Origin of the sequence: Microbacterium sp. C5A9 (assembly GCF_022627955.1) — a bacterium.
In the GTDB taxonomy this organism is placed as follows: domain Bacteria; phylum Actinomycetota; class Actinomycetes; order Actinomycetales; family Microbacteriaceae; genus Microbacterium.
Genome location: NZ_JABXGD010000004.1, coordinates 221,514 through 246,400 on the forward strand (window position 1 = coordinate 221,514; position 24,887 = coordinate 246,400).

Consider the following 24,887-nt stretch of genomic DNA (forward strand, 5'->3'; position numbering starts at 1 on the left):
CCTCGCTCATGCCGACGCCAGCGCCTCGGCGGTCACGTGGCGACGAGTGCCGTCGACCCAGGTCTCGCGCACCGTGATCGACGAGATGTCCTCGACCTCGACGGCGAGCGGGTCGTCGGAGAGCACCACGAAGTCGGCGTACTTGCCGACCTCGAGCGAGCCGAGGTCGTCTTCGCGACCGATCGACACGGCCCCCTCGATCGTGTGGGCGCGCAGCGCCGAGAGCGCGGAGACGCGCAGGTCATCGGGTCCGAGACGGTGCCCCCGACGGGTCACGCGGGTGACGGCCGTCTGGATGGCCTCGAGCGGGATCGGCTCGGCGACCGGAGCATCCGACGAGATCGTGAACGGCACGCCTGCGCGCTCGAACTCGCCGAGCGGGTTGAAGCGCTCGCCCGGAGTGCCGATGGCCTCCTCGACGCCCTCGCCCCAGTTGAAGTAGTGCTGCGTCTGGTTGACCGGGCGGATGCCGGAGGCGGCCATCCGGTCGATCTGCTCGGGCGTCGGCAGGCCGCAGTGCTCGATGCGGTGCCGTGCATCCGAGTCGGGGCGCTCGGCGAGAGCCGCCTCGATCGCCGACACGACCATCTCGATCGCCGTCGGCGACTGCGCGTGGGTCGCGGTCTGCAGGCCCGCCGCGTGCGCCCGGCTGATCAGCGCCGCGTACTCGGCGGGCTCGTGGTACAGCTGACCCGTGCGGCACGGGTCGCCCACGTAGCCGTCGGGGAAGTATGCGGTCCAGCCGCCGAGCGTGCCGTCGGCATAGAGCTTGATGCCGGCGAAGCTCAGGTGGGCGTTGCCGAACTGACCCACCAGGCCCATCTCGAGCGCCTCGTCGAGCAGGTGCGACAGCAGGTACATCGACACCCGCAGCTCGAGTCGGCCCGCCTCGGCGAGGCGCAGGTACATGTCGAACTCGCGGCGGGTGACCTGGCAGTCGCCGATCGACGTGACTCCCCCGGCGAGGAATCGCCGCGTCGCCGCATCCAGCTGCCGCAGGTGCTCCTCGGGCTCGTCGGCGAGGTGGAAGTTCGGACCGTGATGGCCGATCTTCACGCCGTGCACGCCGGTGAGGATGTTGCAGGCGGCGTCCGAGAGCTCGCCGGTCAGCTCGCCGTCGGCGTCGCGGAAGAACTCGCCGCCGTCGGGGTTCGGGGTATCGCGGCCGACGCCGTTCGTCGCGAGCGTGTACGAGTTGACCACGCCGCCGTGACCGGAGGCGTTCATCAGGTACACCTCGCGATCGGCCGCGACCTCGTCGAGCTCGAAGCGCGTGGGATGCCGCTTCTCGGCGAGGTTGCGCTGCTCGTAGCCGTAGCCGCGCACCGGGCGCCCGGCGGGAGCGCCGATCGCCGCGGCCTGCAGCAGCGCCACGATCTCGGGGATGCTGCCGGCCTTCTCGGGTCCGCAGTCGACCCAGGTCGTCAGCTGCCCGTACATCAGGGGGTGGGCGTGCGCGTCGACGAACCCGGGGACGACCACCGCGTCACCGAGATCGACGTGCTCGGGCACGAGACCGGCCCGCTCGGCGGCCGCCAGACAATCGGCCTGCGTGCCGATCGCGACGATCCGACCGCGGTCGGTCAGCATCGCGGTCGCCGCCGCGGCATCCGCGTCCACCGTGTGGATCACGCGCGCGGTGACGAGCTGCGGTGTCGTCTGGGCGGAGCGGTCGAAGGGGGTGAGCTTTCTCATGGCAGCCTGTTCGCGGTCGTGTCGGTGCGGGCGGTGAAGGATGCGGTGACCGGAGCCTCGTCGGAGTGCTGCGGCGCGAGGCGGGTGCACACGCCGGCGATCACGGCCATGCCGATGAACATCGCGATGACCGACCAGATGCTGCCGGTCCAGGCGATGAGCTGCGTCGCGAACCAGGGCGAGAATCCTGCCCAGAGCGCGGCGCCGACGCCGTACGAGAGCGCGATCGAGGTGTAGCGCGACTGCGGGCGGAACATCTGTGCGAGCAGCGCGGCGATGGGGGCGTAGGTCGCGCTCATCGCGATGCGCACGAGCGAGGCGAAGAGGAAGATCAGCGGCTCGACGCGTCCGGGCATGAGCAGCAGGAATGGCACGAACGTGAGGACCGAGCCGACCAACCCGATGTACATGACGTTCTTGCGGCCCCACTTGTCGCCCAGCCACGCGACCGGAAGCGTCACCACGAACTCGACGAAGGAGGCGAGGGTCATCGCGTCGAGGATCACCTGCTCGCTGATCGCGATCGGCTCGCCGGTGGCGTAGGCGGTGGCGAACGTCGTCGCCAGGTAGTAGCCGCCGGTCGAGATGGGCAGGATGCCGATGCCGAGCAGGATCGGGCGCCAGTTGGTGCGCAGTGCGAACGCGAGGGGCATCGACTGCTTGCGGCCCTCGACCTTGGTCTCGAACACCGGAGTCTCCTCGACGCGGTAGCGCACCCAGAACCCGACTCCGACCAGGACGATGGAGAGCAGGAACGGGATGCGCCAGCCGCCGTTCATGATGAAGTCGTCGCTGACACGCGACATGATCGCGAAGATGCCCGAGGCGAGCAGCGCACCGGCCGGGTTGCCGAGCTGCGTGAAGCCGCCGTAGAAGGTCTTGGACTTCTCGGGAGCGTGCTCGACGCTCATCAGCACCGCGCCGCCCCATTCGCCGCCGACCGCGAGGCCCTGAACGGCACGGAGCAGGATGAGCAGGATCGGGGCGAGGATGCCGATGTTCTCGTAGGTCGGCAGGCAGCCGACGAGCACGGTCGCCGCGCCCATCAGCAGCAGCGTGATGACGAGCGACGTGCGCCGGCCGAGCTTGTCTCCGATGTGACCGAAGATGATGCCGCCGAGGGGGCGGACGAGGAAGGCGACGGCGAACGTGGCGAAGGCCGCGGCCGTCTCAGCGAGCCGGTCGCCACTGGGGAAGAACAGCGGACCGAAGACGAGGGCGGCGGCCGTCGCGTAGACGTAGAAGTCGTACCACTCGATAGTGGTGCCGACGAAGGCGGCGAAGCCTGCGCGTCGCGCCTTGCTGTGGGTGGAGGTCATGTGTGGCCCGCTCCTTTGCGGAAGATGTCGGATAGCGAAGGATGCTACGGACGCACGGACGCGAGAACAAGGTCAGAAATCCAGCGTGACGGACGATTCACTGGAGTTGTGTTCATCGATTCGAGCATCATCGCACTACCCACCCGGTGTCCACACTTCTACACTGCACTTATGCACCCGCGATTGCGCGTTCGCGGGAATCTGACGAATGTGGGCTGAACCATGGATTTCGACGCCGAACTGATCCGCGCTCTCCAGGAGGACGGTCGGGCCAGCATCCGGTCGCTGTCGCTGCGCCTGGGGCAGTCGCGGGCTGCGGTCGCGGCCAGGCTGCGCACGATGCTCGAGGACCGCACTGTGCGCGTGGTCGCGGCCGTCGACCCGGTCTTCCTCGGCCAGCACGTGCTCGCGCACGTGTCGATCCGCACCGACGGCGAGGTCGAGATCGTGGCGGAGCACCTGCGCGACATGAGCGAGACCGTGCTCGTGTCGGCGGTCGGTGGCGCGCATGACCTCGTCACCGAGGTGCGCCTGGGCACGATGGCGGATCTGCACGACCTGCTCGCGCAGATCCGCGCGATCGACGGCGTGCTCGACATCAACACGATCATCTACTCGACCGTGGTGAAGGGGTTCTTCGTCTCGGAGTACCACGGCGATGTCACCCCTGACGCGGTCGACGAGGACCTGATCGAGCATCTCCAGTCGGACGGACGCATGAGCTTCCGCGCTCTCGGCGAGGCCGTGCGCCTGTCTCCGTCGGCTGTCGCGACCCGCGTGCAGCGCCTGATCGACGGCGGAGTGATCAAGATCAGCGCGGTCGAGGCGAGGGGCCTCGCGCACCGGCAGCTGTCGATGGGCGTCGGGCTCACCCTCAACCACGACGACGAGGCGGTCATCGACGAGCTGCGCACGGGGAGGGGCATCGATTTCGCCGCGCGCACTCTCGGCCGCTTCGACGCGGTGGCCACGCTGGTCGAGCCCTCGGCCGGAGCTCTGTACGCGAGTCTCGAGCGGTTGCGCTCGCTCGCCGGCGTCACACGCATCGAGTCGTGGCTGCACCTGGCCGTACTGAAGGAGGACTACGCCCGCACCCTGCGTGAGCCGATGGTCAGCGCCCGACGCTGATCGCCTCCGGCCGCAGCGCAGACCGGGCACGCGGCGCGCCGTCACCGTCCGTTCACCGCACGACGCCAGACTGCGAGCATGAGCGAATCCCCGCAGAGCGGCGCGGCGCCCGAACCCGCTGCGACGGCCAACAGCGGCGCGGTCGGCGTGATCGGCCTCGACCTGCGCGGCGAGACCCCGGCCCCGAAGAAGCAGGTCTACTCGTGGGCGCTGTGGGACTGGGCGACGCAGCCGTTCAACACGGTGATCCTCACCTTCATCTTCACGGCGCTCTACCTGACCACCGAGGCCTTCCTGCCGGCCGACATCGCCGCGCTGGGTGCGGACGACCCGATCCGCGAGGCCGCCGAGGCCGACCTCGCCTCGGGTCTGGGGCTCGGCTCGACGATCGCCGGCATCGCGATCCTCCTGATCGCCCCGGTGCTCGGACAGCGGGCGGATGCCGCGGGGCGCCAGAAGCTCTGGCTCGGCATCGGCACCGGCGCACTCATCGCGTGCATGCTCGGACTGTGGTTCGTCGAGCCGACGCCCACGCTCTTCTGGCTCGGTGTGGCGCTGATCTCGGCCGGATCGGTGTTCGGCGAGATCGCCGCCGTGAACTCGAACGCCATGCTCATCGGCATCGCGAACCCGAAGACGGTCGGGCGCATCTCGGGCCTCGGCTGGGGGTTCGGCTACATCGGCGGCATCATCGCGCTCGTCCTGGTCATCGTCTTCTACATGCTCGACTGGTTCGGGCTGCCCGAAGACGGCGGACTCCCCTTCCGGATCATCGCGGTCGGCTGCGCGATCTGGGCGATCGTGTTCTCGATCCCGATCTTCCTGAACGTGCCGGAGCCGTCGCTCGGACGCCCCGAGCGCAAGGTCGGGTTCTTCGCCTCGTACGGGCTGCTCGTGAAGGACGTCACCGGCCTGTACCGCAACCCCGACACCCGGCAGACCTTCTGGTTCCTGCTCTCGAGCGCGGTGTTCCGCGACGGGCTCGGGGGCGTCTTCGCGTTCGGCGCGATCATCGCCGGGCAGGTGTTCGACTTCGAGTTCCTCGACCTCGTGATCTTCGGCATCGCGGCGAACCTCATCGCCGGGGTCTCGACGATCATCGCCGGACGCTACGACGACCGGTTCGGCCCGAAGCGGATCATCCTCGTCTCGCTCGCCGCGATGGTCATCGCCGGACTCGCGGTGTTCTTCCTCGTGGATGCCGGAACGATCGTGTTCTGGATCGGCGGCCTGCTGCTCTGCGCGTTCGTCGGGCCCGCCCAGGCCGCATCGCGGTCGTTCCTCGCCCGCATCACCCCGGCCGGGCGCGAGGGCGAGATCTTCGGCCTCTACGCCACGACCGGGCGGGCGGCGAGCTGGATGGCATCCGGCGCCTGGACGCTGCTCATCGTGCTGTCCGGGTCGACCGCCTACGGCATCCTGGGCATCGTCATCGTGCTGATCGCCGGTTTCCTGCTGCTGCTTCCGGTGAAGGCGACGCAGCAGGCCTGAGCATCCCGAGGCACGGGTCGTGCGTCAGACCCTGACCGCCGCGTCCGCACGCGCGGCGGCGTAGCGGTTCTCGGGCGTCGCGAGTCCGAGGTTGCCGCGCAGCGTGTCGCTCTCGTACTCGGTGCGGAAGACGCCGCGGTGCTGCAGGATCGGCACGACCTCCTCGAGGAACCGGGTCAGCTGGGCCGGGTGGCCGGCGTGGATGTTGTACCCGTCGAGGCCGTACGCCTCGAACCACTCCTGCAGCCGGTCGGCGACCGTCTCGGCGGTGCCGACGAACGGACCGCGCTCGCGTCGCAGGCTCAGCTGCACGGTCTCGCGCAGCGTGAGCCGCTCCTCCGCGGCGAGCGCGACGATCCGCTCGGCCTGCGTGCGGAAGCTGTTCTGCGCGTACTGCAGCGCCTCCTGCGGGAACGGCGAGTCGAGGTCGTACTGACGGAAGTCGTGCCAGCCGAACGACCGGCCGAACTCGCCCAGCGCCTGCGCGAAGGAGTGATCGCTCGACCGGTAGTGCTGTTCGAGCTCGCCCGCCTCGTCGTCGGTGTCACCGATCACGACCCCGACGCCCGGCAGGACCACCAGGTCCTCGGGGCGGCGGCCGTACTTCGACACCGCTCTCCCCTTGATGTCGTTGTAGAACGCCTGCGCCCCGGCGAGCGTCGCGGCGTGCGTGAAGATGCCCTCGCCGACCTCTGCCCCCAGGTCGCGCCCCTGTTCGGAGTCGCCGGCCTGGAAGATGACGGGGGCGCCCTGCGGCGGGCGTTCGATGTTGAGCGGGCCCGCGACCGAGAAGTGCTCCCCGCGGTGGTCGAGGGTGTGCAGCTTCGACGGGTCGAGGAACCGCGCGGTCGCCCGGTCGCGCGGCAGCGCGTCGGGCTCGTAGGAGTCCCACAGCGCCTGCACGAGCTTGACGTGCTCGCTCGCCCGCCCGTAGCGGGTGTCGTAGTCGTAGTGCTCGTCGAGTCCGTAGTTGCCTGCGGTGCCGGCATCCCCGCTGGTGACGACGTTCCACCCGGCCCGGCCGTGGCTGATGTGGTCGAGTGAGGCGAATCGCCTCGCCACGTTGAACGGCGCGTTGTACGACGTGGTCAGCGTGCCGACCAGGCCCAGCCGCTTCGTGTGGGTCGCGATGGCCGACAGCAGCGTCAGCGGCTCGAGGCGGCTGAGGTAGTGGGGCGGCGAATCCGGGGTGATGTACTGGCTGTCGACGATGAAGACGAGGTCGAACTTCGCCTCCTCGGCCTTCGTCGCATGGTCGATGTACCAGTCGACGTCGACGCTCGCGTTCGCGGGGAGGTCGGGGTCCAGCCACAGGTTGTGGTTGCCCGGCCCTCCGGATCCGGTGAGCACGAGTCCGAGCTTGAGCTGCCTGACGGTCATGATGTTCTCCTCAGGGTGCGTGCGGGGTCAGATGTCGACGAGGGCGGATGCCTGTGCCGCCGCCGTGTGGCGGTTCTCGGGCACTCCCAGGCCGAGGTTGCCGCGCAGCGTGTCGCTCTCGTACTCGGTGCGGAAGAGCCCTCGACGCTGCAGGATCGGCAGCACCTCGGACGTGAAGGTGTCGATGTCGTCGGGGGTGCGCGCGCGCAGGTTCAGTCCGTCGGCGGCGCGGCCGAGGAACCAGTCCTGGATCGTGTCCGCCACGGTCTCGGGGCTGCCGATGAACGGCGACGGCGAGTACTGCGTGAACTCCTCCACGGTCTCGCGCAGCGACAGACCGCCCTCCGTCGCGCGTGCGACGATGGCCGCCGAGCGCGTGCGTCCGCCCTTCTCAGCCAGCGACGCGACATCCGGGAACGGCGCGTCGAGATCGTGCTGCGAGAAGTCGTGGGCCCCGAAGGCCCGCCCGAACGCCGCGAGCTTGCGGTCGAAGTCGTTGTCGGCCTCGTGGATCTCCCGCGCGAGGCGGTGGGCCTCGGCATCCGTCGAGGCGATGACCGGCGTCGCACCGACGAGGATCACGAGGTCGTCCCAGTGGCGGCCGTGCTGCGCGAGGCGGTTCTTGACGTCCCTGTAGTAGGCGCGGGCCGAGGCGAAGTCCTCCCCCGGCGCGTAGATGCCCTCGGCCACCTCGCCGGCGAGGGTCTTGCCCTCTTCCGAGATGCCCGCCTGGAAGATGACGGGCTGGCCCTGCGGCGAGCGCGAGAGGTTGAGCGGTCCGTCGACGCGGAAGTGCTCGCCCCGGTGGTTCAGCGCGTGCAGCCTGGTCGGGTCGAGGAACAGGTCGTTCTCGACGTCGGCGACGAACGCGTCATCCTCGTACGAGTCCCAGAGTCCGCGCACGACCTGCACGGCTTCGAGCGCGCGGCCGTAGCGGGTGGCGTAGTCGAGGTGCTCCTCGAGACCGTAGTTGCGCGAGGTGCCGGTGTCGAAGCTCGTCACGACGTTCCAGCCGGCACGGCCGTGGCTGATGTGGTCGAGCGAGCCGAACCGGCGGGCGAGGTTGAACGGCGAGTTGTAGGTCGAGCTGGCCGTGCCGATCAGCCCGAGATGCGTCGTGTGGGTCGCGACGGCCGACAGCAGCGTGAGCGGCTCGAGTCGGTTGAGGTAGTGCGCGGGATAGGTCGCGTCGATGAACTGGCTGTCGACGATGAAGAGCGCGTCGAACAGCGCGGCCTCGGCCTGCTTCGCCCGCGCGATGTACCAGTCGATGTCGATCGACGCGTTCGCCGGGACCCGAGGGTCCTTCCAGAGGCTGTGCTGTCCGGGGCCGCCGACCCCGTACACGCTGAGGGCGATCTTGAGTGAGCGTTCGGTCATGTCGGTCTCCTGTGTGGGTGTCTCGCGCAGTGCGATGGTGATGTCGTCAGCCGGCGTCGAGCACCCGGCGCAGGCGTGCCCGCTCCTCGCGGTCGATCGCGCCGGTGTGCAGGCTCGGGGCCGATCCGACGAGCAGTCGGGTGTACGGATGCTGCGGGTCGTTCACGATGTCGGCCGTGCGGCCGACCTCGACGACCTCGCCGCGGTAGAGCACCACGATGCGGTCGGTGACTCCGGCGACGGATCCGAGGTCGTGCGAGATGAACACGAGCGAGGTGCCCGCGGCGCGCAGGTCGTTCAGGATCTCGAGGACCGAGACCCGGTTGGCGGCATCGAGCGCGCTGACCGGCTCGTCGAGGATCAGCACACGGGGCTCTGTCGCGAGCGCCCTGGCCAGGAGCACACGCTGGCGCTGACCGCCAGACAGCTCTCCGGGGAAGCGCACCAGCAGGTCCTGAGGCAGTCGCACCTGCTCGAGTCGGAAGTCGATGCGGTCGCGGATCTGCTCTTTCGAGAGCCGTCGCTGCAGCCGCAGCGGTTCGGCGAGGGAGTCGCCGATGGTGAGGTCGGGGTCGAGAGCGCGCAGCGGATCCTGGAACACGTACTGCACGGCGCCCCGGCGACGGAAGTCCCGCCACTGCCGCGCGCCGAACGCGCTGACCTCCTCGTCGCCGATGCGCACCGTGCCGGCCTGCGCGGGGACGAGCCCGACCACGGCCCGCGCGATCGTCGACTTGCCCGATCCGGTCTCGCCGATGATGCCCACCGACTCGCCGACGCCCACGTCGAACGACGCCTCGTGGATGATCCGGGTCCGGTGCCGCCCTGTGCCGTACGACACCTGCAGCCCGTCGATCCGGATCGCGGTCGAGGACTCAGCCATGATGCACCCCCGCCGGCTCGCGGAAGCGGTCGAGGCCGTAGGTGTTGTGCTCGTCGATCAGCAGGCGGGTGTACTCGTGCTGCGGGGCGAACAGGATGCTCTTCGCCTCGCCCTGCTCGACGACCTCGCCCTGCCGGAGCACGAGCACGTCGTCGCACGTCTGGGCGATGACCGCGAGGTCGTGCGAGACCACGATGAGGGCGAGATCGTGCTGCTGTGTGAGGTCGGTCAGCAGATCGAGGATCTCGGCCTGCACCGTCACGTCGAGAGCGGTCGTGACCTCATCGGCGATCAGGATGCGCGGCTCGAGCGAGATGGCCGATGCGATCAGCACGCGCTGGAGCATGCCACCGGACAGCTCGTGCGGGTAGCTGCGGTAGATCAGCTCGGGGTCGCGCAGCCGCACGTCGTCGAGCAGCTCGATGGTGCGGCGCTTGGCTTCGCGGCGCCTCAGCCCGCCGCGCACACGCAGCGCCTCGACGATCTGCGGGCCGACCCGCAGCGAGGGGTTCAGGTACGACCCCGGGTCTTGGAAGACGGCCGTGATGCTGACGCCCCGCAGCTGCTCCCAGTCGCGGGCGCTGAGCCCGGCGATGTCGCGGCCGAACAGTTCGACGCGGCCCCCGGAGATGTGGAAGAGCCGGGGCAGGATGCCGAGGATCGCCCGGCACGTGAGGGTCTTGCCGCTGCCGGACTCGCCGACGATGCCGACGACCCTGCCGGGGCGCAGATCGAAGCTCACGCCGCGCACGAGCTCCTCGCCCGTGTGACGGTGTGCGATGCGCACGTCCTCCAGGCGCAGGATGCTCTCGGCTTCCGCTGCTGCGGCGCGTTCGATCTCGATCCCTTCGATCTCGATGGTCATGACGAGCTCCTTCCGACGAGGGCGTCCTCGGACGCGGCGGTGTCCGTGCGGCGGCGGCGCGCCGCATCCCGTGCGGCACCCCGCTCGGTGAGCAGCGTGCGCCCCGACTCCCCCGCCACGTCGCGGATGACGTCGGCGAGCAGGTTGAACGCCCACACCGACAGCATGATCAGCACGGTCGTGAAGATCGGCGCGTACGGTCGCTGCGTGAGATAGCCGAGGTCGCTGGCGAGCACGCCGCCCCACGACGGCGCGGGCGGCTGGATGCCGATGCCGAGGAACGTGAGGCTCGAGACGATCACGAAGCCGATGCCGAGGGTGTTGGCCGTGGCGATCGCGATCGGCGGCAGCACCTTCGACCACACATGCGTGCGGACGACCCAGCCGGTGCGCGCGCCCGAGAGGATCGCCGCCTCGACGTACTGCGACCTCGCGACGCTCAGGGTCGCCGCCCGCGAGACCCGGTAGAAGAGCGGGGAGACGAGGATGCCGACCGTGAGCATCGCCTGCGGGATGCCGTTGCCGAGCAGCGCCGTGACCGCGACGGCGAACACGAGGAACGGCAGCGCGATCAGGGTGTCGACGAAGCGCAGCGTGAGCCATTCGAAGACCCGGCCGAGGTAGACGGACAGGATGCCGGGGACGGCGCCCGCGAACAGCGCGATCACGGCGACCTGCACGGCGCCGAACACGCTGATGGGGGCACCGGCGAGGATGCGGCTGAGCACGTCGCGACCGAGGTAGTCGGTGCCGAGCCAGTGCGCCGCCGACGGCCCGGCGAGGATGTCGGAGGTGCCGAGGAGCGGGTCGTACGGCGCCAGCACGGGACCGGCGACCGCGAGGAAGGCGATGAAGACGAGGAACGCGGTGGCGAAGCGTCCGGCCGGCAGCGCGAGGATGCGACGGATCATCTCAGACTCCTCTCGCGGATGCGGGGTTCAGGCGCACCAGCACCAGGTTGACGATGAGGTTGAAGACCACGACCAGGACGATCGCGATCACCAGGACCCCCTGCACCGCGGGCACGTCGCCGCGGTTGGCGGAGTCGGCGGCGAACTTGCCGAAGCCCGCGAGCCCGAAGATCGCCTCGGTGACCACGGCGCCGCCGAGGAGAGCGGGGAACTTCATGCCCAGCACCGTGAGCGCGGGTCCGATGCCGTTGCGCAGGGCGTGCACGACGAAGATGCGGCGCGAGCTGAGACCGCGCATCCGGGCCCCGGTGACGTAGTTCTCGCGATAGGCCTGGATGAGGCCCACGCGCATCTGTCGGGCGAGGTCGGCGATCGTGTCGAAGCTGAGCGCGATGGCCGGGAGCCAGAGGTGCCAGAGCCAGAGGCCCACGCCGCCCTGCTCGATCGGGATGTACCCGGCCGAGGGGAACCAGCCGAGCGTCACCGCGAAGATCGCCACGAGCGCGATGCCGACGACGAACGACGGCATGACCGAGATGACCGTCGTGAAGCCGGTGATCGAGCGGTCGAGGATGCTGGTCGGGTAGGCGGCGGCGAGCACGCCGAGACCGAATCCGAAGACGACCCCGATGACGAGCGCGAGCCCGGCCACCGAGAGGCTGATCGCGGCACGCGAGACGAGGAGCTCGCCGACGGGTGCCCCGTTGAACCAGCTGTTGCCGAGATCGCCCTGCAGGATGCCGCCGAACCAGTGGAGGTACTGCACGAGGAAGGGCCGATCGAGGCCCCACTCGTGCTCGAGGGCGGCGATCTGCTCGGGCGTCGCTGACTCGGAGAGCTGCAGGTGCGCGGGGCTGAGGCCGCTGAGTCCCTGCAGCGCGAAGGTGATGAAGGTCGCGAACAGGAAGACGGTCGCGAACACGATCACCGTGTGGCCGATGAGGCGGCCCGCTGTCGCGAGGTGTGCGCCGGCGCGGAGCTGCGTGCCGGCGGCATTGGCCGTCACGGGTCCGGGCTTCTGCACGGGGGCTGAGGCGAGGGCGGTCATGCTGTTGTTCTCCTTTCCTGTTCTGTCGATCCGAATGCGGGCCCCCTGCAGTGCGGCAGGGGGCCCGCGGCATCCGCTAGTCGCTGACGGTGACGCCGGTCAGGCTGATCTGTCCCGGGATCTGAGGCAGATCGGAGACCTTCGGCGACTTCACGATGAGCGTGGGCACGCCCACCGTGAAGACCAGGGCGCCGCTCTGAAGCCCCGCACGTGTGGCCTCCTGCAGGTTCTCGGCGTAGTCCGGCGCGTCGAGCGGGGTCTCGCGGGCGATCTTGATCGCCTCGTCGAAGCCCTCCGGCACATACGGGCTCGACAGGTTCAGAGGACCGTCGGGACCGAAGTGCGCCGTCAGGGTCTGCACTGGAGACTCGCGACCGGTGGTGCCGTAGGTCGAGAGCACGAGGTCCTTCGCGAAGAAGGGCGTCGCCCAGTCGGGGGCCACCGTGATGTTGGCGGTGATGCCGACGGCGGCGAGTTGCGCCTGGATGACCTCGTTGATGACCGCATCCGCGCTGACCACGAAGTCGACGACGATCTCGCCGGGCTCGTACCCGGCGTCCGCGAGGATCTTCTTGGACTCCTCGGGGTCGTAGGGCCACAGGTCCTCGGACTCGTCGTCGTACGCGATGTACCCCTCGGGGAACGGCTGCGTGGTCGCGTAGCCGAGACCGAAGGTGACCTTCTCGACGAGCTCGTCGCGGTCGATCGCGTGGCGGACCGCGTCGACGACGGCGGGGTCGTCGAACGGCGCCTTGTTGATGTTGAGGCTGAGGTTCGACGCGGAGTACACGGGGTGCGTCGCCACGTCGAGGCCCGCGTCGATCGCGGCGTCGTACTGCGCGGGAGCCAGACCGTAGGCGAAGTCGTAGACCCCGGTCTGGATCGAGGCGACCAGGGTCGACGGGTCGGGAGCGGTCGAGAGCTCGACGCGATCGATGTGGATGTTGTCGGCATCCCAGTAGTCGGGGTTCTTCTCGAAGTAGATGTGCGACTCGGGCACGTACTCGGTGACCGTGAAGGGTCCCGCGCCGACGGGCCACTGGTCGAGCTTCGCCGGGTCCTCGGCGGCGACCGGGCTCGTGATCTGCGCGGTGCGCTTGCCCAGCAGCAGCGGGATCTGGTGGTCGACCTGGTTCAGGTGCACCGTGACGTCGGTCTCGCTGTCGGCCGTGACCGAGTCGATCGAGGTCAGATCGCCGAACAGCGCCGAGTTCTCCTGCGTCTTCGCCCGTTCGATGTAGAGCTTGACGGCCTCGGCGTTCAGCGGCTCGCCGTCCTGGAACACCAGTCCCTCACGCAGGTGGAACGTGACGGCGGTGCCCTCGTCGTTGTAGTCCCAGCTCTCGGCGAGACCGGGAGCCGCCTCGCCCTTCTCGTCGATCTCGGTCAGCGAGGCGTAGGCGAGGGCGGTCAGGTTGAAGCCGAATCCGGAGCCCTGCACGATCGGGTCCCAGTGGGCGGGCAGCGTCGCGGCCCAGCGCAGCACGGACTCGCCGTCGTCGTCTCCTGAGCTGTTCGACGCCGGAGTCGCCGCGCACGCGGTGAGCGCGAGGGCTCCCACGAGCAGCGCCGCGGCTGCGGTTCGAAGTCGGGTGAATCTGCGGGTCATGAGCTGTTCCGTTCTGCGGTGTCGGTCTGGTGTTCCGGGATGCGGGGGCGGGCGTCAGTGCCGATGTCGGTGCGGGTGCTGGCCATCCTGACGGGGGTCCGGTGGCCGGCGATAGGGCGCCGTCACAAAGGTTCCGGCGACGAAACCTGGCGTCACATGTCGTCGCCGGAGGACTCCGACGACGCGCGTCTCCGGCGCCGATCAGAGGCTCGCCGGAGCCGCGGTCGCCGCGGTCGCCGCGGTCACGAGCGTGTCCTGTGCCGGAAGCCGCCCGTAGACGCGATCGAGCACGGCTCCGGCATCGGCGGCATCCGCGCCCCGCCAGGCGACATGGTGGTCCGGCCGCACGAGAGCGAACGGAGCACCGTAGAGCTCGCGCGCGGCGGCATCCGGCAGATGGATGATCTCGAGTCCGATCGCCCGATCGCGCGCCGCCGCGGCGAAGCCGGCGACCGCCGAGACGTCGTCGGAGAGCACGAGCAGCGCCACGTCTGCGCCGATCCGGTCGTACAGCGTGACGCCGTAGGGGTCGATGATGCCGTTGGGAGCGCGGTGCCCCGGTCGTCCGCCCGGCACGTAGACGCCCGGATCCCAGGGCGTCTCGGTCGCCCCCTGATCGGGTTCGTACGCGATCACCGGGGAGTCGTCGTATCGCTCGTCGAAGTACACGCCGACGTCGCGGCGCTGCCCCTGGGCGAGGATCTCGCGGATGCGGTCGCGCCGCTCCTCGGCGGCGGGGGTGGTGTCGTCGTCAGCGGGGAAGCCGAGGCGCCGAGCCTCGTCGACGTTGCGCTCGGTGCGGTCCGCGCGTGCCTTGGCCGAGGCGCCGACGCGGGCGTTGTGGGGGCGGCGCTCCCGGTCGTAGGAGTCGAGCAGGGCCTCGCCGCCGGTGCCTCGCAGCACGGCCGCGAGCTTCCAGCCGAGGTTGAACACGTCACCGAAGCCCTCGCCGAGGTTGCCGCCGGGCGTGCGCACATGGGCGGCGTCGCCGACGAGCAGCACTCGGCCCTGCCGGAAGGTCTTCGCGAGGCGTGTGCTCTTGAAGTACGGGGTCACATCGACCACCTGCAGCGCGAGGTCGGAGCCGAAGGCGGCGCGGGCGAGGGTGAGCAGCTCTTCTTCGGTGGGTGTGTGCTCGAGCGGATACGGCCCCGCATACACGCGCCAGTCGGTCTCGTTGAGGGCTGCGAGGAAGCCCGAGTGGATGCCGTTGACGATCACGTTCACCGCGCTCGGGAACGGATCGCGTCCGGCATAGTCGCCCTCTGTGCGCACCACGAACCGGAAGTGCCGGTCGGTCGCATAGGCGCCGTCTCGCTCGATGCCGGCGAGCGTGCGCACGGTGCTGCGGGCACCGTCGGCCCCGACCACGTACTTGGCGCGGATGCGGCGGACCGCCCCGGTCTCGACGTGCTCGACCGTCGCGATGATCCCGTCGCACGCACCCGGGTCGCTCTCATCGCCCGAACCGCTCTCGAGGAGCGAGAGCAGCCGCCACCCGCCGGCCACCGGCACGTCGAGCTCGGCGAGCTGATCGAGGAAGGCCTGCTGCAGGGCGGTCTGCGGTCGTCGCAGCGACTCGGCCAGCGAGTACGGGTTCTCGGATCGGCCGGTGAACGCCGGGCGGCCCGTGGGCGTGCCCGGTCGTGTCAGGTCGTGCCCGATCAGCGAGGTGCGGAACGTCGTGCCGAGGTTCCACTCCGGTGGGAAGGTCCAGCCCCGGCGGATGCGGTCTTCGACGCGCCACTGCTGGAAGAACTCCACGGTGCGGGCGCTGTGTCCCATCGCCCCGGCACGGATCAGCCGGAACGAGGTCGCCGCGTCGACCACCGCCACATCGACCTTCTGCCGGTTGAGCTCGAGGGCGGTCGCGAGGCCGGACGGGCCGGCACCCACGACGAGCACCTCGACCTCCTGCGGCGGCGTGGCGTGCGCGAGCAGCACGGTGTCGACGTGCCGCTCTCCGCGGCTGATCTCGTTCTGGGCGACCATGGGAACCTCCGGGCTGGGTCGGGAATGCTGAACATCCTTCGCCTGAGCGCCGGTGCGTGCGGCCGTGACGTCACAGAACTACCGCAGGCGTCACGCAGCGTCACCGGGCGACACGGGCCGACCGCTGGCATCCGGACGTCGGGTGCCGATGGCTACTGTGGGCGCACCTCGAAACGGACCGGAGGCACCCATGACGATCACCACCGACGCCACCACGACCACCACGGCGACCAGCGCGGATTTCGCGCGGGAGTGGCAGCACTGGCATGACGGCATCGAGGCGCAGCGGCGGACCCCGCACAGCTTCCTCGCGTACACGAGCTTCAATCTGCTGAGCGAGGAGCCGCAGCGTTTCGACGACGTGCCGGGCACCTGGACGACGGGCCCCGAGGGTGTGGTGGTCCAGCTCGACGCCGGCCAGGTGCTCGACGTCGACGGCGTCACGATACGCGGGGTGCACCAGTGGGGCGTGATCGACGAGCGCACGTTCCACCGGGCGCGTTTCGAGGATGCGGTGATCGAGGTCTCCAAGCGCGGTGGACGCGACATCGTGCGGCCGCTGCATCCGGAGCATGCGCTGCGAACCGATTACGCCGGCACTCCGACCTTCGCGCCCGACGAACGATGGGTGATCGAGGGCGTGTTCGAACCGGAGCCGCTGCGCGACATCGACATCGCGGCGGCGATCCCGTCGATCGCGCACGTGCATGCGACACCGGGGCGGGTGCGGTTCTCGGTCGACGGCGTCGAGTCGGCTGTCACGCTGATCGGGCAGGGCCCGGATGCCGCGGTGCTGCTGTTCCGCGATGCGACGAGCGGCGTCACCACCTATGGGGCGAGCCGGACTCTGGCCGTGACGCTGCCGAGTGGTGGCGACCGCCGCGTGGTGCTGGACTTCAACCGCGCGAGGAACCTGCAGTGCGCGTACACGGACTATTCGCCGTGCCCGTTGGCGCCTGCCGAGAACTGGCTGCCCTTCGCGGTCGAGGCCGGCGAGAAGACGCCGCTCGCCCGGACGTCGTAGCCGCCTGCGCCCCGCGCCTCTGAGGCGGAGTAGCCTGACCGCGTGACGGTCATCATCGCTTTCCTCGCCAACATCCTCGTCGCGATCGCCAAGACCGTCGCGGCCGTGCTCACCTCGTCGGCGTCGATGGTGGCCGAGGCTGCGCACTCGTGGGCGGATGCCGGCAACGAGATCTTCCTCCTCATCGCCGACCGCCGCGGCGCGCGAGCGAAGGATGAGCGGCATCCCCTCGGATACGGCCGCGCCGCGTTCGTCTGGTCGCTCATCGCGGCATTCGGAATCTTCACGGCCGGCTCGATCGTCTCGATCATGCACGGCGTGCAGGAGCTGGCGGAGACCGGGCCGGTCGAGAGCCCCGCCGTCGCGTACACCGTGCTCGGCATCGCGTTCGTGCTGGAGGGGGCGTCGTTCACGCAGGCGATGGTGAAGTCGAGACGCCTCGCGCGCGAGCGGGGGTCGTCGACCTGGGACTATGTGCTCGACACCAGTGACACGACGCTACGGGCCGTGTTCTTCGAGGACATGGCGGCGCTCATCGGTCTCGTCCTCGCCGCCGGGGCGATCGCGATGCATCAGGTCACCGGGGTCGCGGCCTGGGATGCCGTGGGGTCGATCCTCGTCGGCATCCTGCTCGGGATCGTGGCGATCATCCTGATCGGGCGCAACATCGCCTTTCTCGTCGGCTCGAACGCGTCGCCCGCCCTGCGGGACCGGGTGGGTCGCGCGCTGCTCGGGTCGCCGCAGATCCAGCGACTCACATACCTGCACATCGAATACGTGGGACCGAACCGCCTGTTCATCGTCGCCGAGGTCGACCTCGCCGGTGACGCTCGGGAGCACGATGTGGCCCGTCGTCTGCGCGAGATCGAGCAGCAGATCGAGGCGCACCCCGTCGTCGAGACGGTGGTGCTGTCGCTCTCGGTCGACGACGAGGAGTCGCTCGCCTTCGGAGGGGGCAGCACCCCGTCGACGACGCGCTGAGCGGCCCGCTGATCCCGCACGCGTCCACACGGAGGGATAGGGGCACAGACGAGTGTCCGCCTCACATCAGCCCCGCGCGCTCCGCCCTCGGCGCGGACTCAGTTCCCCCAGTTGTCGGCGAGCTTGTTCAGCAGCGTCGCAAGCTGTTCGCGCTCGTCGTCGGTGAAGGCGGCGAGCGCCTTGTTGAGGGCTTCACGCCGCTCCCCTCGCATGCCGCGAGCGACCGTGCGCCCCTCGTCGGTCAGAGCGATGCGCGTGCGCCGTGCATCGTCGGGATCCGCCTCTCGTCGCACGAGACCATGGGCGACGCCCTGCTGCACGAGCCGTGAGGCACGCGGCTGGTCGACACCGATCGCAGCGCCGAGATCGCTGACGCTCAGAGGAGCGGATGCGGCGGCGAGCGCCTCGAGCATCCGCATGCGCGCCGGTCCGCCGAAGCGGCCGGACGGATCACTCGCCCACGGCGGGATCCCCGGCACACCCGGATGCCCGGCGTGACGATGCCCGTCGCCGTGATCGAAGTGATCGGGATGCGGCCCGCCGTGCCAACCGTGCGGCCCACCCATACCGCGCGGCCCCCGTCCTCGATCACCCGGGCGCCGTCCACGCAGGCGGGACAGGGCATGGGCGATGGCCTCGGCGGGGTCGTTCTCTGCGGCACTCACCCCTCGATTTTACATGCGACTTGACATGCATCCATACTCCATGTCACACTACATATACATGCATAGTGACAAGCACATGCTCCATGACATCTAAGGACTTCACCCATGAACACCTCTGACTCACAGAACACAGACACCCCGCAGAACGCAGCCTCCGCCCAGGCCGCAGACTCCACTCAGAACACGGACAGCGCGTCTCGTCCGTTCGGATTCTGGCTCAAGGCGGTCGACCGCCTGATGTCGGCCGAGTTCGCCTCGGCCTTCGAGGGCGAGCACGCGAGCCGCCGCGACTGGCGGATCCTGAACGTGATCGACGGCACGGCGCCCGCGCGTCGCCCGCTGAACGCCCACAAGCTGCACGATCTCATCGACCGCGGTTGGGTCATCGCCGACGGCGAAGGCTGGACGCTCACCGACGATGGTCGCGCGGCCAAGGAACGCCTCGGCGGCATCGTCGACAACATCCGCGCCACCGTCACCGACGCCGTATCGCCCGAGGACCTCGCGACCACCCTCGCTTCACTCGAGCAGATCGCCCGCGCCTTCGGGTGGGACGAGGAGACGCCGCTCCCCCGCGGACGCGGTCGTCGCCACGGATTCGGACCGCGCGGTTTCGGCCGCCACGGTTTCGGCCCCGAGCACGGCTACGGAACCGGGCACGGTTTCGGCGAGCGCGGCTTCGGCCGTCGCCACGGACGCCCGTTCGGACGCGGCCCGGCCTTCGGCCCGGACCACGGACCGGGAGCGGATGCCGACTTCGGCGATCGCGCCTGTGCGCACCGCGGCCACCGCGGCCACAACCGCTTCGCCGACGCGCACAGCGACCACCGCCACGACCCCCGCGAGGGCCACGGCGACCACGGCGACCACCGGGGACACGGCGGACACCGCGACCACGGCGACCACCGGGCCGCTCGCTCGGCGCAGCACGCCTATGAGCGCGGCTTCGATGCCGGCTTCGCCCGCGGTCGCGACGCCTGACGGCATCCGCATCCTTCACTCCCGGCGCCTCTCCGATTCCGATCGGAGGGGCGCCGTCTCCGTCGTTGCGGGGTCGAACGCGCACCCCGATCAGCCTGGACAGGCGCTTTTTCGACCCCGCCAGGGTGACCCACCAGGGGTCGGGGACGCTCAGTCGTTCTCGGAAGGCGCCAGCAGATCCGGCCGCAGCAGCCGCGATGCGCCGAGGATCTCGACGCCGAGCAGGTGCCCCTCGCGGTCGAAGTCGAGGATCAGCTCTCCCGAGAGGTCGTCCGGCAATGTCACCGGCACCTGCCGGGCCGCCTCGCCGGGACGGATCGGCCGGCCGATCGTCGCGTACGCCGCGTCGGCCTCCGAGTCGCACCTCAGGTCACCCACGCCACTCGGCCGCGGCGGGGGCGACGGATCCGGGATCGTCTCCGAACGCGAAGGTGATGGTGCCGAGGTAGAACGCAGCGGCGATCGCACCGACGAGGAGCACCACCAGGAACGCGAAGATCACGGCGGAGAGCACCCGATACCCACCGGACGTCGGAACCTCCGGAGCCACCGACGGCTGAGCCCAGTCCGCGGCGACCGGCGCAGGCTGGTCGCCCGTGAGGATCGCGGGCTTGGGCCGAGACCTGCGGGTCGTCGGCAGCATCGCCTCGGGAGGAGGCGGCGGGATCACGACATCGGCCGGCGGGATCACCGCATCCGGGATCGACGCCTCCGTGCGCGGTGGCGACAGGAGATCGTCAGGGATGGGCGCCTCCGGCGGCGGCGGGATGACAGCATCCTCCGACGGGATGTTCGGGTCTCTGCTGTCACCGCTCATGTCAGCCTCCTACGGCTCCGACGTCGGTCGTGCCGACGTTCGTCTTGTGGAAGTTCTGGAACGACCGGGATGCCGTCGGCCCGCGCTGCCCCTGGTAGCGGTTGCCGTAGGGACCCGAGCCGTACGGGTTCTCGGCCGGCGAGGTCAGGCGGAAGAAGCACAGCTGACCGATCTTCATGCCCGGCCACAGCTTGATCGGCAGCGTCGCGACGTTCGCGAGCTCGAGCGTCACGTGCCCCGTGAAGCCGGGGTCGATGAATCCGGCGGTCGAGTGCGTGATGAGCCCGAGGCGACCGAGCGACGACTTGCCCTCGAGGCGAGCCGCGATGTCATCCGACAGGGTCACCTGCTCGAACGTCGCGCCGAGAGCGAACTCGCCCGGATGCAGGATGAACGGCTCGTCGGGGTCGACCTCGATCAACCGCGTCAGCTCGGGCTGGTCGACCGACGGGTCGATGAACGGGTACTTGTGGTTGTCGAAGAGGCGGAAGTAGCGGTCCAAACGCACGTCGATGCTCGACGGCTGGATCATCTCCGGCTCATGCGGTTCCAGGCCGATCCGGCCGGCGGCGAGTTCTGCTCTGATGTCGCGGTCGCTGAGAAGCACGGCACCAGCCTACCCACCTGTATGCCGCCGACACTTTGGCCCTGGCCGATCGTGCGGGTAGGCTTGCGTTCACCCGCTCCTCGGTTCGGGTACGGGGCTGTAGTTCAATGGCAGAACTTCTGCTTCCCAAGCAGATAGCGCGGGTTCGATTCCCGTCAGCCCCTCCAAGCAGTTATCCCCAGGTCAAAAGTCATTTTGGTCGGCCACGTTCAATCCTCCATCACCTGAGTGCAGGCCTCCCCGTGCCATGGGCGTGCCAGTAGGAGGTTTGGACGGCCCCCCGAGCACCCTCGCTAGGCTCGTGCCGTGATCCTTGCCGCCGCCCCAGTGCCGCCGTCCCTCGACCCTACGGTGCTTGTTCTCCTGTCCATCTTCGGGGCGGCTGGCGTGACCGCGATTGCAGGGTTAGTGCTCGCCGGATGGCAGTCGCGCCGGGATCACAAGCGCTGGGTAAAGGAACACCGGTACAACGGCTTCACTCGCGCACTCGCACTGGCCGATAGATACGCTCGCTATCGAGGCGAGGGCGACGAAATGATGGCGCGGTCGGAGGCACTGGAAGCCAAGGCATTGGCTGGCGACGGCGAGGCAGCCGTGGAGATGCAGAACCTCGCCGCGGAAATGCGGGGAGTTGTTGAGCAACTTTCTCCCGTGCTGGAAGAACTGGGCGACGTAGCGGCGACTCTGGAAGTGCTGGGGCCGAATGACGTGCTAGACGCATTCAACGACTTCACCGACGCTATCCCGGGCGACGACAGCGAGGCACGAGGGCGAGCCAAGGACAAGTTTGTTGCCGCGGTGAGGCGCGCCCTCGCGATCAGGGCGTAGCGCGACTCTCTGGCGTCGTCATCTCCAGATGCAGGGCGGCTTCCAGTCGCGGCGGACGGGCTCGATTGACAGCCGCCGCGGTGAGGGCATCCATCGCGCCCGCCAGGACTGCATTTCCCTCCTCCGCGGCGTGCTGATAGATGAGCGCGGCGCGGTGGCCAGCGCGCACCATAGGTTCGCGCGTCGTGCCCCGGGCCTGGGCCGCGAGGGTGAGCCCTGCATGTCTGAGGTCGTGCACGTGGAACTGTCCGGGGGCGCCGGGCATGCGCCTCCAGGAAGTGATCGCCCGCGCGGACCGCACTCGCCTGGCCGCCATCCTGGACGACCTGGAAGTCATGCCGCACCTGCTGGTGCACGAGGACCGGGACCGGCTCCTCGCCGCCTACGAGGGCCTGATCTGGGAGCGCCTCACCCAGGTGGCCCCCGCGGCACGCGCAGTCGCTGAGGAGGAGCGTGCCGCCACTGAACCCGCCGCGTGGCGCGCGATCCTCGGGAACCTGGAGGAGCACGGCGAGGCCACCCACGAATCGCTGAGCCTCCTCCACCGCGCGGACCCGGACAGCTACCGGTTGCTAATGGACGGAACCGGGTGCACATCGACGTGCCCGGCTCCGACAACGGGATCCGCTACATGCTGGAGGACGTGGGGCGCGTCAGCGCGTAGATGGTTCACCCCAAAGACTGGGGCGGTCCGGGTCCTGGAAACGGGCCGCCCTACCGCGCTTTCCATTTACCGAAATCACGGAAGCCCGCGTAGTCCGGAAATAGTGTTTTAGCCGTGCGACTGTAAGTAAGGCGCAGGTAGGTCCTCAATTGCTTCTTCACAGCGGCATTGATGAAGATCGCGACGAACGGAAGCATGCGAGGCAGGCCGCGCTTCCTGTCCCCGGTTAGAAGCGACTCGACTTCGCTAGAGTCCCCGTCTGGCACGGGAATCCGCAAACTCGTCATCGGGCCACGGGCCGTTCCTGGATGAGCGCTCGCGAGAAAGTACCCTTCCTGCGCCCTTAACCTCGGGTTAGGCATGCTCGAACTCACCAGGAACGGCGTATCTAGACGGAGGCCCGCCTGACGTTTCGCGGAAAGGCCGCCAAGATCGCCCCACGTCGCGGGGGGGCTGCTCACGGTCTTGAACACGGTTTGGGGTTTGGTCCCCTCCGCGGCTTCGCGATACCAGGGCATGTTGATGGCGACCAACAGGCCCGTATTGGAGTGCGTCGCCGGAGGCGCTTCAGGGTCACGGGTGACATGCTCGGCGGCAAACCAGAGCGCGGTCACGGGATTGCTCGTGACGTCCACCATGCGCGTTGGGATACCGAAGTGTTGCAGATCCGCGAGTAGTTGCAGATCATCCACGAGGTGGCCACCCTCAACGCCCAGGCCCCAGCGGCGAGCCTCCGCCAGAATGAGGTCCTCACGCTCCCGAAGGGCTTCCTCAGTGACCGACTGCCCTTCTTTGACCAGTTGGCGATGCAGCGAAGAAGCCAGCGCGTAGTTGCAGTTCGCCAGCCCACGCCATGCAAACCGGTGATTGGAACCATGCGTGCCTACTCGGGCGATCGCAGTCATTACGTCAGACGCAGACTTGGGCTCGTAATACCACCCTGCGTCTTTCCACACTTGCCCGATCATTGGCACCCCCACCGGACCTTATCGCCTGCGGCAGGCGCGCGACAATAACGTGGACGGAACCTTTCATTGGGCCCTTGTCCTTGCACCAAATGCAACCCCAGGTAGACGCGCTCTGGAGCCGCGAGAGGACGCCTTCGGCCGGTGCGCCTTTTCTTACCTCGAAACCCCGCAAGGGTCGGCCATGGACCCACCGAGCGAGGCTAGAACCGTGCCAGTTTCGTGCCACTAGGAGCGATCACGTGCCACAACTTGACACCACTAGACACCATGCCCCCCCCCGCCTGCCCCGCCGCCTCGCGGGAGCCAGGAAGCGTGCAACCTGCTTCCCAAGCAGATAGCGCGGGTTCGATTCCCGTCAGCCCCTCCATGAGCCCCCTGCGGTCGCCGAACTCAGCAGCGGACGTCAGAGCTCGTCCCAGGGGAGGAACTCGACCGTCACGTCATCGCCGTCTACGGTGTACCTGCCGATGAGATCGGTCGTGTAGTCGGTCGTGCCGGTCCCCGACGAGGTTCCCCCCTCCGGGCGGTACCAGAAGATGACGTCGACCATGAATCGGTGGCCGGTCCGGAAGGTCACGTCGTACGGCGCCTGGATGACCCCGGTCGTCGATGGATCCTGTTGCCTGAGAAGCAGAGGACACACGACATCCGCCGCGGTCCCGGGTTCGACGCAGGCGTTCGCTTGCACGTTCGCCGCATCCAGCAGGGCCTTCTGCAGCGCCTCCGTTGCCGCGACCGAGAGTTCGGCCGTCGCTGTCGGCGGGATGGCTACCAGCTCATCGGGCGCGATGGTGAAGTAGGTACCCATGTCCGGGCCGGTCAGGCCGTAGACGGCGGGATACACCGGCACCGACTCCGACCGGGAGTTCGCAGACACTCCGGCGACGTCTTTCACGGCGAGCGCGAGTTCGGTGCCGGCGAGGTCGACCTGCTCCACGCCCGCGAGGGAGATGCTGTCCCGCACGGACACGGTGGCCTCGACCGTCAGCGGCGCGTCCGGGCGCCATCCCGGCTGCAGCAGCCAGTAGGCACCCGCATCCCTCGTCATCGTGAACGTATGGGTGAAGGTCTGTGAGGCGAGCTCCATCGCCGCCGTCACCTCCGCGGTGCCGCCCTCCCGCGTGGTCGTGGTGACAGACACCACCTCGATGCGCTCGGTGGCGGCCCCGAGCACCTCATCGGTCAGGTACGCCGCATCGATGCCGGATGCGTCCGGATCGACGATCTGCGCCGCGGTCGACGCATCACCGTCGGCGATCGCCGCGAGGTACGAGCGCACCGTCTCCGACGGATCGCTGGAGTTCGACACCAGCGCTGCCGCGGTCAGATACCCACCGACCGCGAGCACGACTGCACCCACCGCGATCCAGACGCGTCGACCGCGTCGTGCCGCGGGCGTCGTCGGCGAACTGCCCGTCGTCGAAGTTGTCGTCACTGGTCCGATCCCTGTCCCTGAGGTCCTCATCGAGCGTGTCCCGTCAGACTACGGCGTCACCCCGACGCCGACGGGAGGTTGCCGAGACGTCGGCTGACCGAGACAGTAGCGCCTTTCTCCCCCGCGGCATGCTCTCGCTTCCGCCCGACGCTCTCGGTACGCTGGCGGATAACCTGCGCGATCCGGAGGGGACGTGCGTCGGCGGAGGGGAAGAGA

At 69.1% G+C, this 24,887-nt stretch carries 22 protein-coding genes and 1 tRNA gene; 7 read left to right on the plus strand and 16 right to left on the minus strand.

The annotated features are described in order from the left end of the window. Positions 1-6: 6 nt before the first annotated feature. A complete protein-coding gene (locus HWD99_RS09680) occupies positions 7-1,695 on the minus strand; it encodes an amidohydrolase (protein WP_241796037.1) in 1,689 nt (562 codons plus the stop codon). Continuing rightward, entirely contained in the window at positions 1,692-3,014 is a 1,323-nt protein-coding gene (locus HWD99_RS09685; RefSeq protein WP_241796038.1) for an MFS transporter, read from the minus strand. Before HWD99_RS09685 ends, HWD99_RS09680 begins: the two co-directional genes overlap by 4 nt. Before the next feature lie 222 nt (positions 3,015-3,236). Between HWD99_RS09685 and HWD99_RS09690 the strand changes: the two genes are divergently transcribed. Together HWD99_RS09690 and HWD99_RS09695 are read left to right on the plus strand one after the other, a co-directional pair. Beyond that, the gene (locus tag HWD99_RS09690) at positions 3,237-4,142 is read left to right on the plus strand and encodes an Lrp/AsnC family transcriptional regulator (protein WP_241796039.1); all 906 of its coding nucleotides are present in this window, start codon (positions 3,237-3,239) and stop codon (positions 4,140-4,142) included. 78 nt (positions 4,143-4,220) lie between these two features. Further along, entirely contained in the window at positions 4,221-5,633 is a 1,413-nt protein-coding gene (locus tag HWD99_RS09695; protein WP_241796040.1) for an MFS transporter, read from the plus strand. 24 nt (positions 5,634-5,657) lie between these two features. Here the strand turns inward: HWD99_RS09695 and HWD99_RS09700 are convergent, their stop codons facing one another. The 8 genes from HWD99_RS09700 to HWD99_RS09735 form a co-directional block, all read right to left on the minus strand. Beyond that, the gene (locus tag HWD99_RS09700; protein ID WP_241796041.1) at positions 5,658-7,013 is read right to left on the minus strand and encodes an NtaA/DmoA family FMN-dependent monooxygenase; all 1,356 of its coding nucleotides are present in this window, start codon (positions 7,011-7,013) and stop codon (positions 5,658-5,660) included. A gap of 27 nt (positions 7,014-7,040) precedes the next feature. Beyond that, the gene (locus HWD99_RS09705; RefSeq protein ID WP_241796042.1) at positions 7,041-8,393 is read right to left on the minus strand and encodes an NtaA/DmoA family FMN-dependent monooxygenase; all 1,353 of its coding nucleotides are present in this window, start codon (positions 8,391-8,393) and stop codon (positions 7,041-7,043) included. Between the two features lie 46 nt (positions 8,394-8,439). Continuing rightward, entirely contained in the window at positions 8,440-9,276 is an 837-nt protein-coding gene (locus tag HWD99_RS09710) for an ABC transporter ATP-binding protein (RefSeq protein ID WP_241796043.1), read from the minus strand. After that, a complete protein-coding gene (locus tag HWD99_RS09715; protein ID WP_241796044.1) occupies positions 9,269-10,141 on the minus strand; it encodes an ABC transporter ATP-binding protein in 873 nt (290 codons plus the stop codon). Before HWD99_RS09715 ends, HWD99_RS09710 begins: the two co-directional genes overlap by 8 nt. Beyond that, on the minus strand, positions 10,138-11,052 hold the full coding sequence (locus HWD99_RS09720) for an ABC transporter permease (RefSeq protein ID WP_241796045.1): 915 nt from the start codon (positions 11,050-11,052) through the stop codon (positions 10,138-10,140). The genes HWD99_RS09715 and HWD99_RS09720 overlap by 4 nt, the downstream gene beginning before the upstream one ends. A 1-nt stretch (position 11,053) precedes the next feature. Then, positions 11,054-12,100 carry an ABC transporter permease gene (locus HWD99_RS09725; protein ID WP_241796046.1) on the minus strand — a complete coding sequence of 349 codons (1,047 nt, stop codon included), beginning with the start codon at positions 12,098-12,100 and terminating at the stop codon, positions 11,054-11,056. A 76-nt stretch (positions 12,101-12,176) separates the two neighbouring features. Continuing rightward, on the minus strand, positions 12,177-13,709 hold the full coding sequence (locus HWD99_RS09730) for an ABC transporter substrate-binding protein (RefSeq protein WP_241796047.1): 1,533 nt from the start codon (positions 13,707-13,709) through the stop codon (positions 12,177-12,179). Positions 13,710-13,910: 201 nt separating this feature from the next. Next, entirely contained in the window at positions 13,911-15,701 is a 1,791-nt protein-coding gene (locus HWD99_RS09735) for an FAD-dependent monooxygenase (RefSeq protein WP_241796048.1), read from the minus strand. Between the two features lie 190 nt (positions 15,702-15,891). Between HWD99_RS09735 and HWD99_RS09740 the strand changes: the two genes are divergently transcribed. Continuing rightward, positions 15,892-16,725, plus strand: a complete 834-nt coding sequence (locus tag HWD99_RS09740) for a DUF1684 domain-containing protein (protein ID WP_241796049.1) — start codon at positions 15,892-15,894, stop codon at positions 16,723-16,725. Positions 16,726-16,767: 42 nt separating this feature from the next. Continuing rightward, entirely contained in the window at positions 16,768-17,706 is a 939-nt protein-coding gene (locus HWD99_RS09745) for a cation diffusion facilitator family transporter (protein ID WP_241796050.1), read from the plus strand. A gap of 98 nt (positions 17,707-17,804) precedes the next feature. Here HWD99_RS09745 and HWD99_RS09750 read toward each other — a convergent pair whose 3' ends face one another. Continuing rightward, positions 17,805-18,371, minus strand: coding sequence for a MarR family winged helix-turn-helix transcriptional regulator (locus tag HWD99_RS09750; protein WP_241796051.1), 567 nt, complete (start codon positions 18,369-18,371; stop codon positions 17,805-17,807). A gap of 105 nt (positions 18,372-18,476) precedes the next feature. Between HWD99_RS09750 and HWD99_RS09755 the strand changes: the two genes are divergently transcribed. Beyond that, a complete protein-coding gene (locus tag HWD99_RS09755) occupies positions 18,477-19,352 on the plus strand; it encodes a hypothetical protein (protein ID WP_241796052.1) in 876 nt (291 codons plus the stop codon). Positions 19,353-19,502: 150 nt separating this feature from the next. Here the strand turns inward: HWD99_RS09755 and HWD99_RS09760 are convergent, their stop codons facing one another. Genes HWD99_RS09760 through dcd form a run of 3 tightly spaced genes read right to left on the minus strand, consistent with a single transcriptional unit; the run spans position 19,503 to position 20,776 of the window. Then, the gene (locus HWD99_RS09760) at positions 19,503-19,730 is read right to left on the minus strand and encodes a DUF2283 domain-containing protein (RefSeq protein ID WP_241796053.1); all 228 of its coding nucleotides are present in this window, start codon (positions 19,728-19,730) and stop codon (positions 19,503-19,505) included. Continuing rightward, positions 19,723-20,169 carry a hypothetical protein gene (locus tag HWD99_RS09765; RefSeq protein WP_241796054.1) on the minus strand — a complete coding sequence of 149 codons (447 nt, stop codon included), beginning with the start codon at positions 20,167-20,169 and terminating at the stop codon, positions 19,723-19,725. The genes HWD99_RS09760 and HWD99_RS09765 overlap by 8 nt, the downstream gene beginning before the upstream one ends. 1 nt (position 20,170) lies before the next feature. Then, a complete protein-coding gene (gene dcd / locus HWD99_RS09770) occupies positions 20,171-20,776 on the minus strand; it encodes a dCTP deaminase (RefSeq protein ID WP_241796055.1) in 606 nt (201 codons plus the stop codon). Between the two features lie 93 nt (positions 20,777-20,869). Between dcd and HWD99_RS09775 the strand changes: the two genes are divergently transcribed. Together HWD99_RS09775 and HWD99_RS09780 are read left to right on the plus strand one after the other, a co-directional pair. Further along, a tRNA-Gly gene (locus HWD99_RS09775) sits at positions 20,870-20,943 on the plus strand. Between the two features lie 139 nt (positions 20,944-21,082). Continuing rightward, on the plus strand, positions 21,083-21,604 hold the full coding sequence (locus tag HWD99_RS09780) for a hypothetical protein (RefSeq protein WP_241796056.1): 522 nt from the start codon (positions 21,083-21,085) through the stop codon (positions 21,602-21,604). 714 nt (positions 21,605-22,318) lie between these two features. Here HWD99_RS09780 and HWD99_RS09785 read toward each other — a convergent pair. Both HWD99_RS09785 and HWD99_RS09790 read right to left on the minus strand, forming a co-directional pair. After that, on the minus strand, positions 22,319-23,173 hold the full coding sequence (locus HWD99_RS09785; RefSeq protein WP_241796057.1) for an FRG domain-containing protein: 855 nt from the start codon (positions 23,171-23,173) through the stop codon (positions 22,319-22,321). A 466-nt stretch (positions 23,174-23,639) separates the two neighbouring features. Continuing rightward, positions 23,640-24,671, minus strand: coding sequence for a hypothetical protein (locus tag HWD99_RS09790; protein ID WP_241796058.1), 1,032 nt, complete (start codon positions 24,669-24,671; stop codon positions 23,640-23,642). Positions 24,672-24,887: the final 216 nt, after the last annotated feature.

Coding starts and splice junctions, on each gene's coding strand:
- HWD99_RS09680 (WP_241796037.1), bottom strand. CDS start 1,695: ATGAGAAAGCTCACCCCCTTCGACCGCTCCGCCCAGACGACACCGCAG.
- HWD99_RS09685 (WP_241796038.1), bottom strand. CDS start 3,014: ATGACCTCCACCCACAGCAAGGCGCGACGCGCAGGCTTCGCCGCCTTC.
- HWD99_RS09690 (WP_241796039.1), top strand. CDS start 3,237: ATGGATTTCGACGCCGAACTGATCCGCGCTCTCCAGGAGGACGGTCGG.
- HWD99_RS09695 (WP_241796040.1), top strand. CDS start 4,221: ATGAGCGAATCCCCGCAGAGCGGCGCGGCGCCCGAACCCGCTGCGACG.
- HWD99_RS09700 (WP_241796041.1), bottom strand. CDS start 7,013: ATGACCGTCAGGCAGCTCAAGCTCGGACTCGTGCTCACCGGATCCGGA.
- HWD99_RS09705 (WP_241796042.1), bottom strand. CDS start 8,393: ATGACCGAACGCTCACTCAAGATCGCCCTCAGCGTGTACGGGGTCGGC.
- HWD99_RS09710 (WP_241796043.1), bottom strand. CDS start 9,276: ATGGCTGAGTCCTCGACCGCGATCCGGATCGACGGGCTGCAGGTGTCG.
- HWD99_RS09715 (WP_241796044.1), bottom strand. CDS start 10,141: ATGACCATCGAGATCGAAGGGATCGAGATCGAACGCGCCGCAGCAGCG.
- HWD99_RS09720 (WP_241796045.1), bottom strand. CDS start 11,052: ATGATCCGTCGCATCCTCGCGCTGCCGGCCGGACGCTTCGCCACCGCG.
- HWD99_RS09725 (WP_241796046.1), bottom strand. CDS start 12,100: ATGACCGCCCTCGCCTCAGCCCCCGTGCAGAAGCCCGGACCCGTGACG.
- HWD99_RS09730 (WP_241796047.1), bottom strand. CDS start 13,709: ATGACCCGCAGATTCACCCGACTTCGAACCGCAGCCGCGGCGCTGCTC.
- HWD99_RS09735 (WP_241796048.1), bottom strand. CDS start 15,701: ATGGTCGCCCAGAACGAGATCAGCCGCGGAGAGCGGCACGTCGACACC.
- HWD99_RS09740 (WP_241796049.1), top strand. CDS start 15,892: ATGACGATCACCACCGACGCCACCACGACCACCACGGCGACCAGCGCG.
- HWD99_RS09755 (WP_241796052.1), top strand. CDS start 18,477: ATGAACACCTCTGACTCACAGAACACAGACACCCCGCAGAACGCAGCC.
- HWD99_RS09765 (WP_241796054.1), bottom strand. CDS start 20,169: ATGAGCGGTGACAGCAGAGACCCGAACATCCCGTCGGAGGATGCTGTC.
- HWD99_RS09785 (WP_241796057.1), bottom strand. CDS start 23,173: ATGACTGCGATCGCCCGAGTAGGCACGCATGGTTCCAATCACCGGTTT.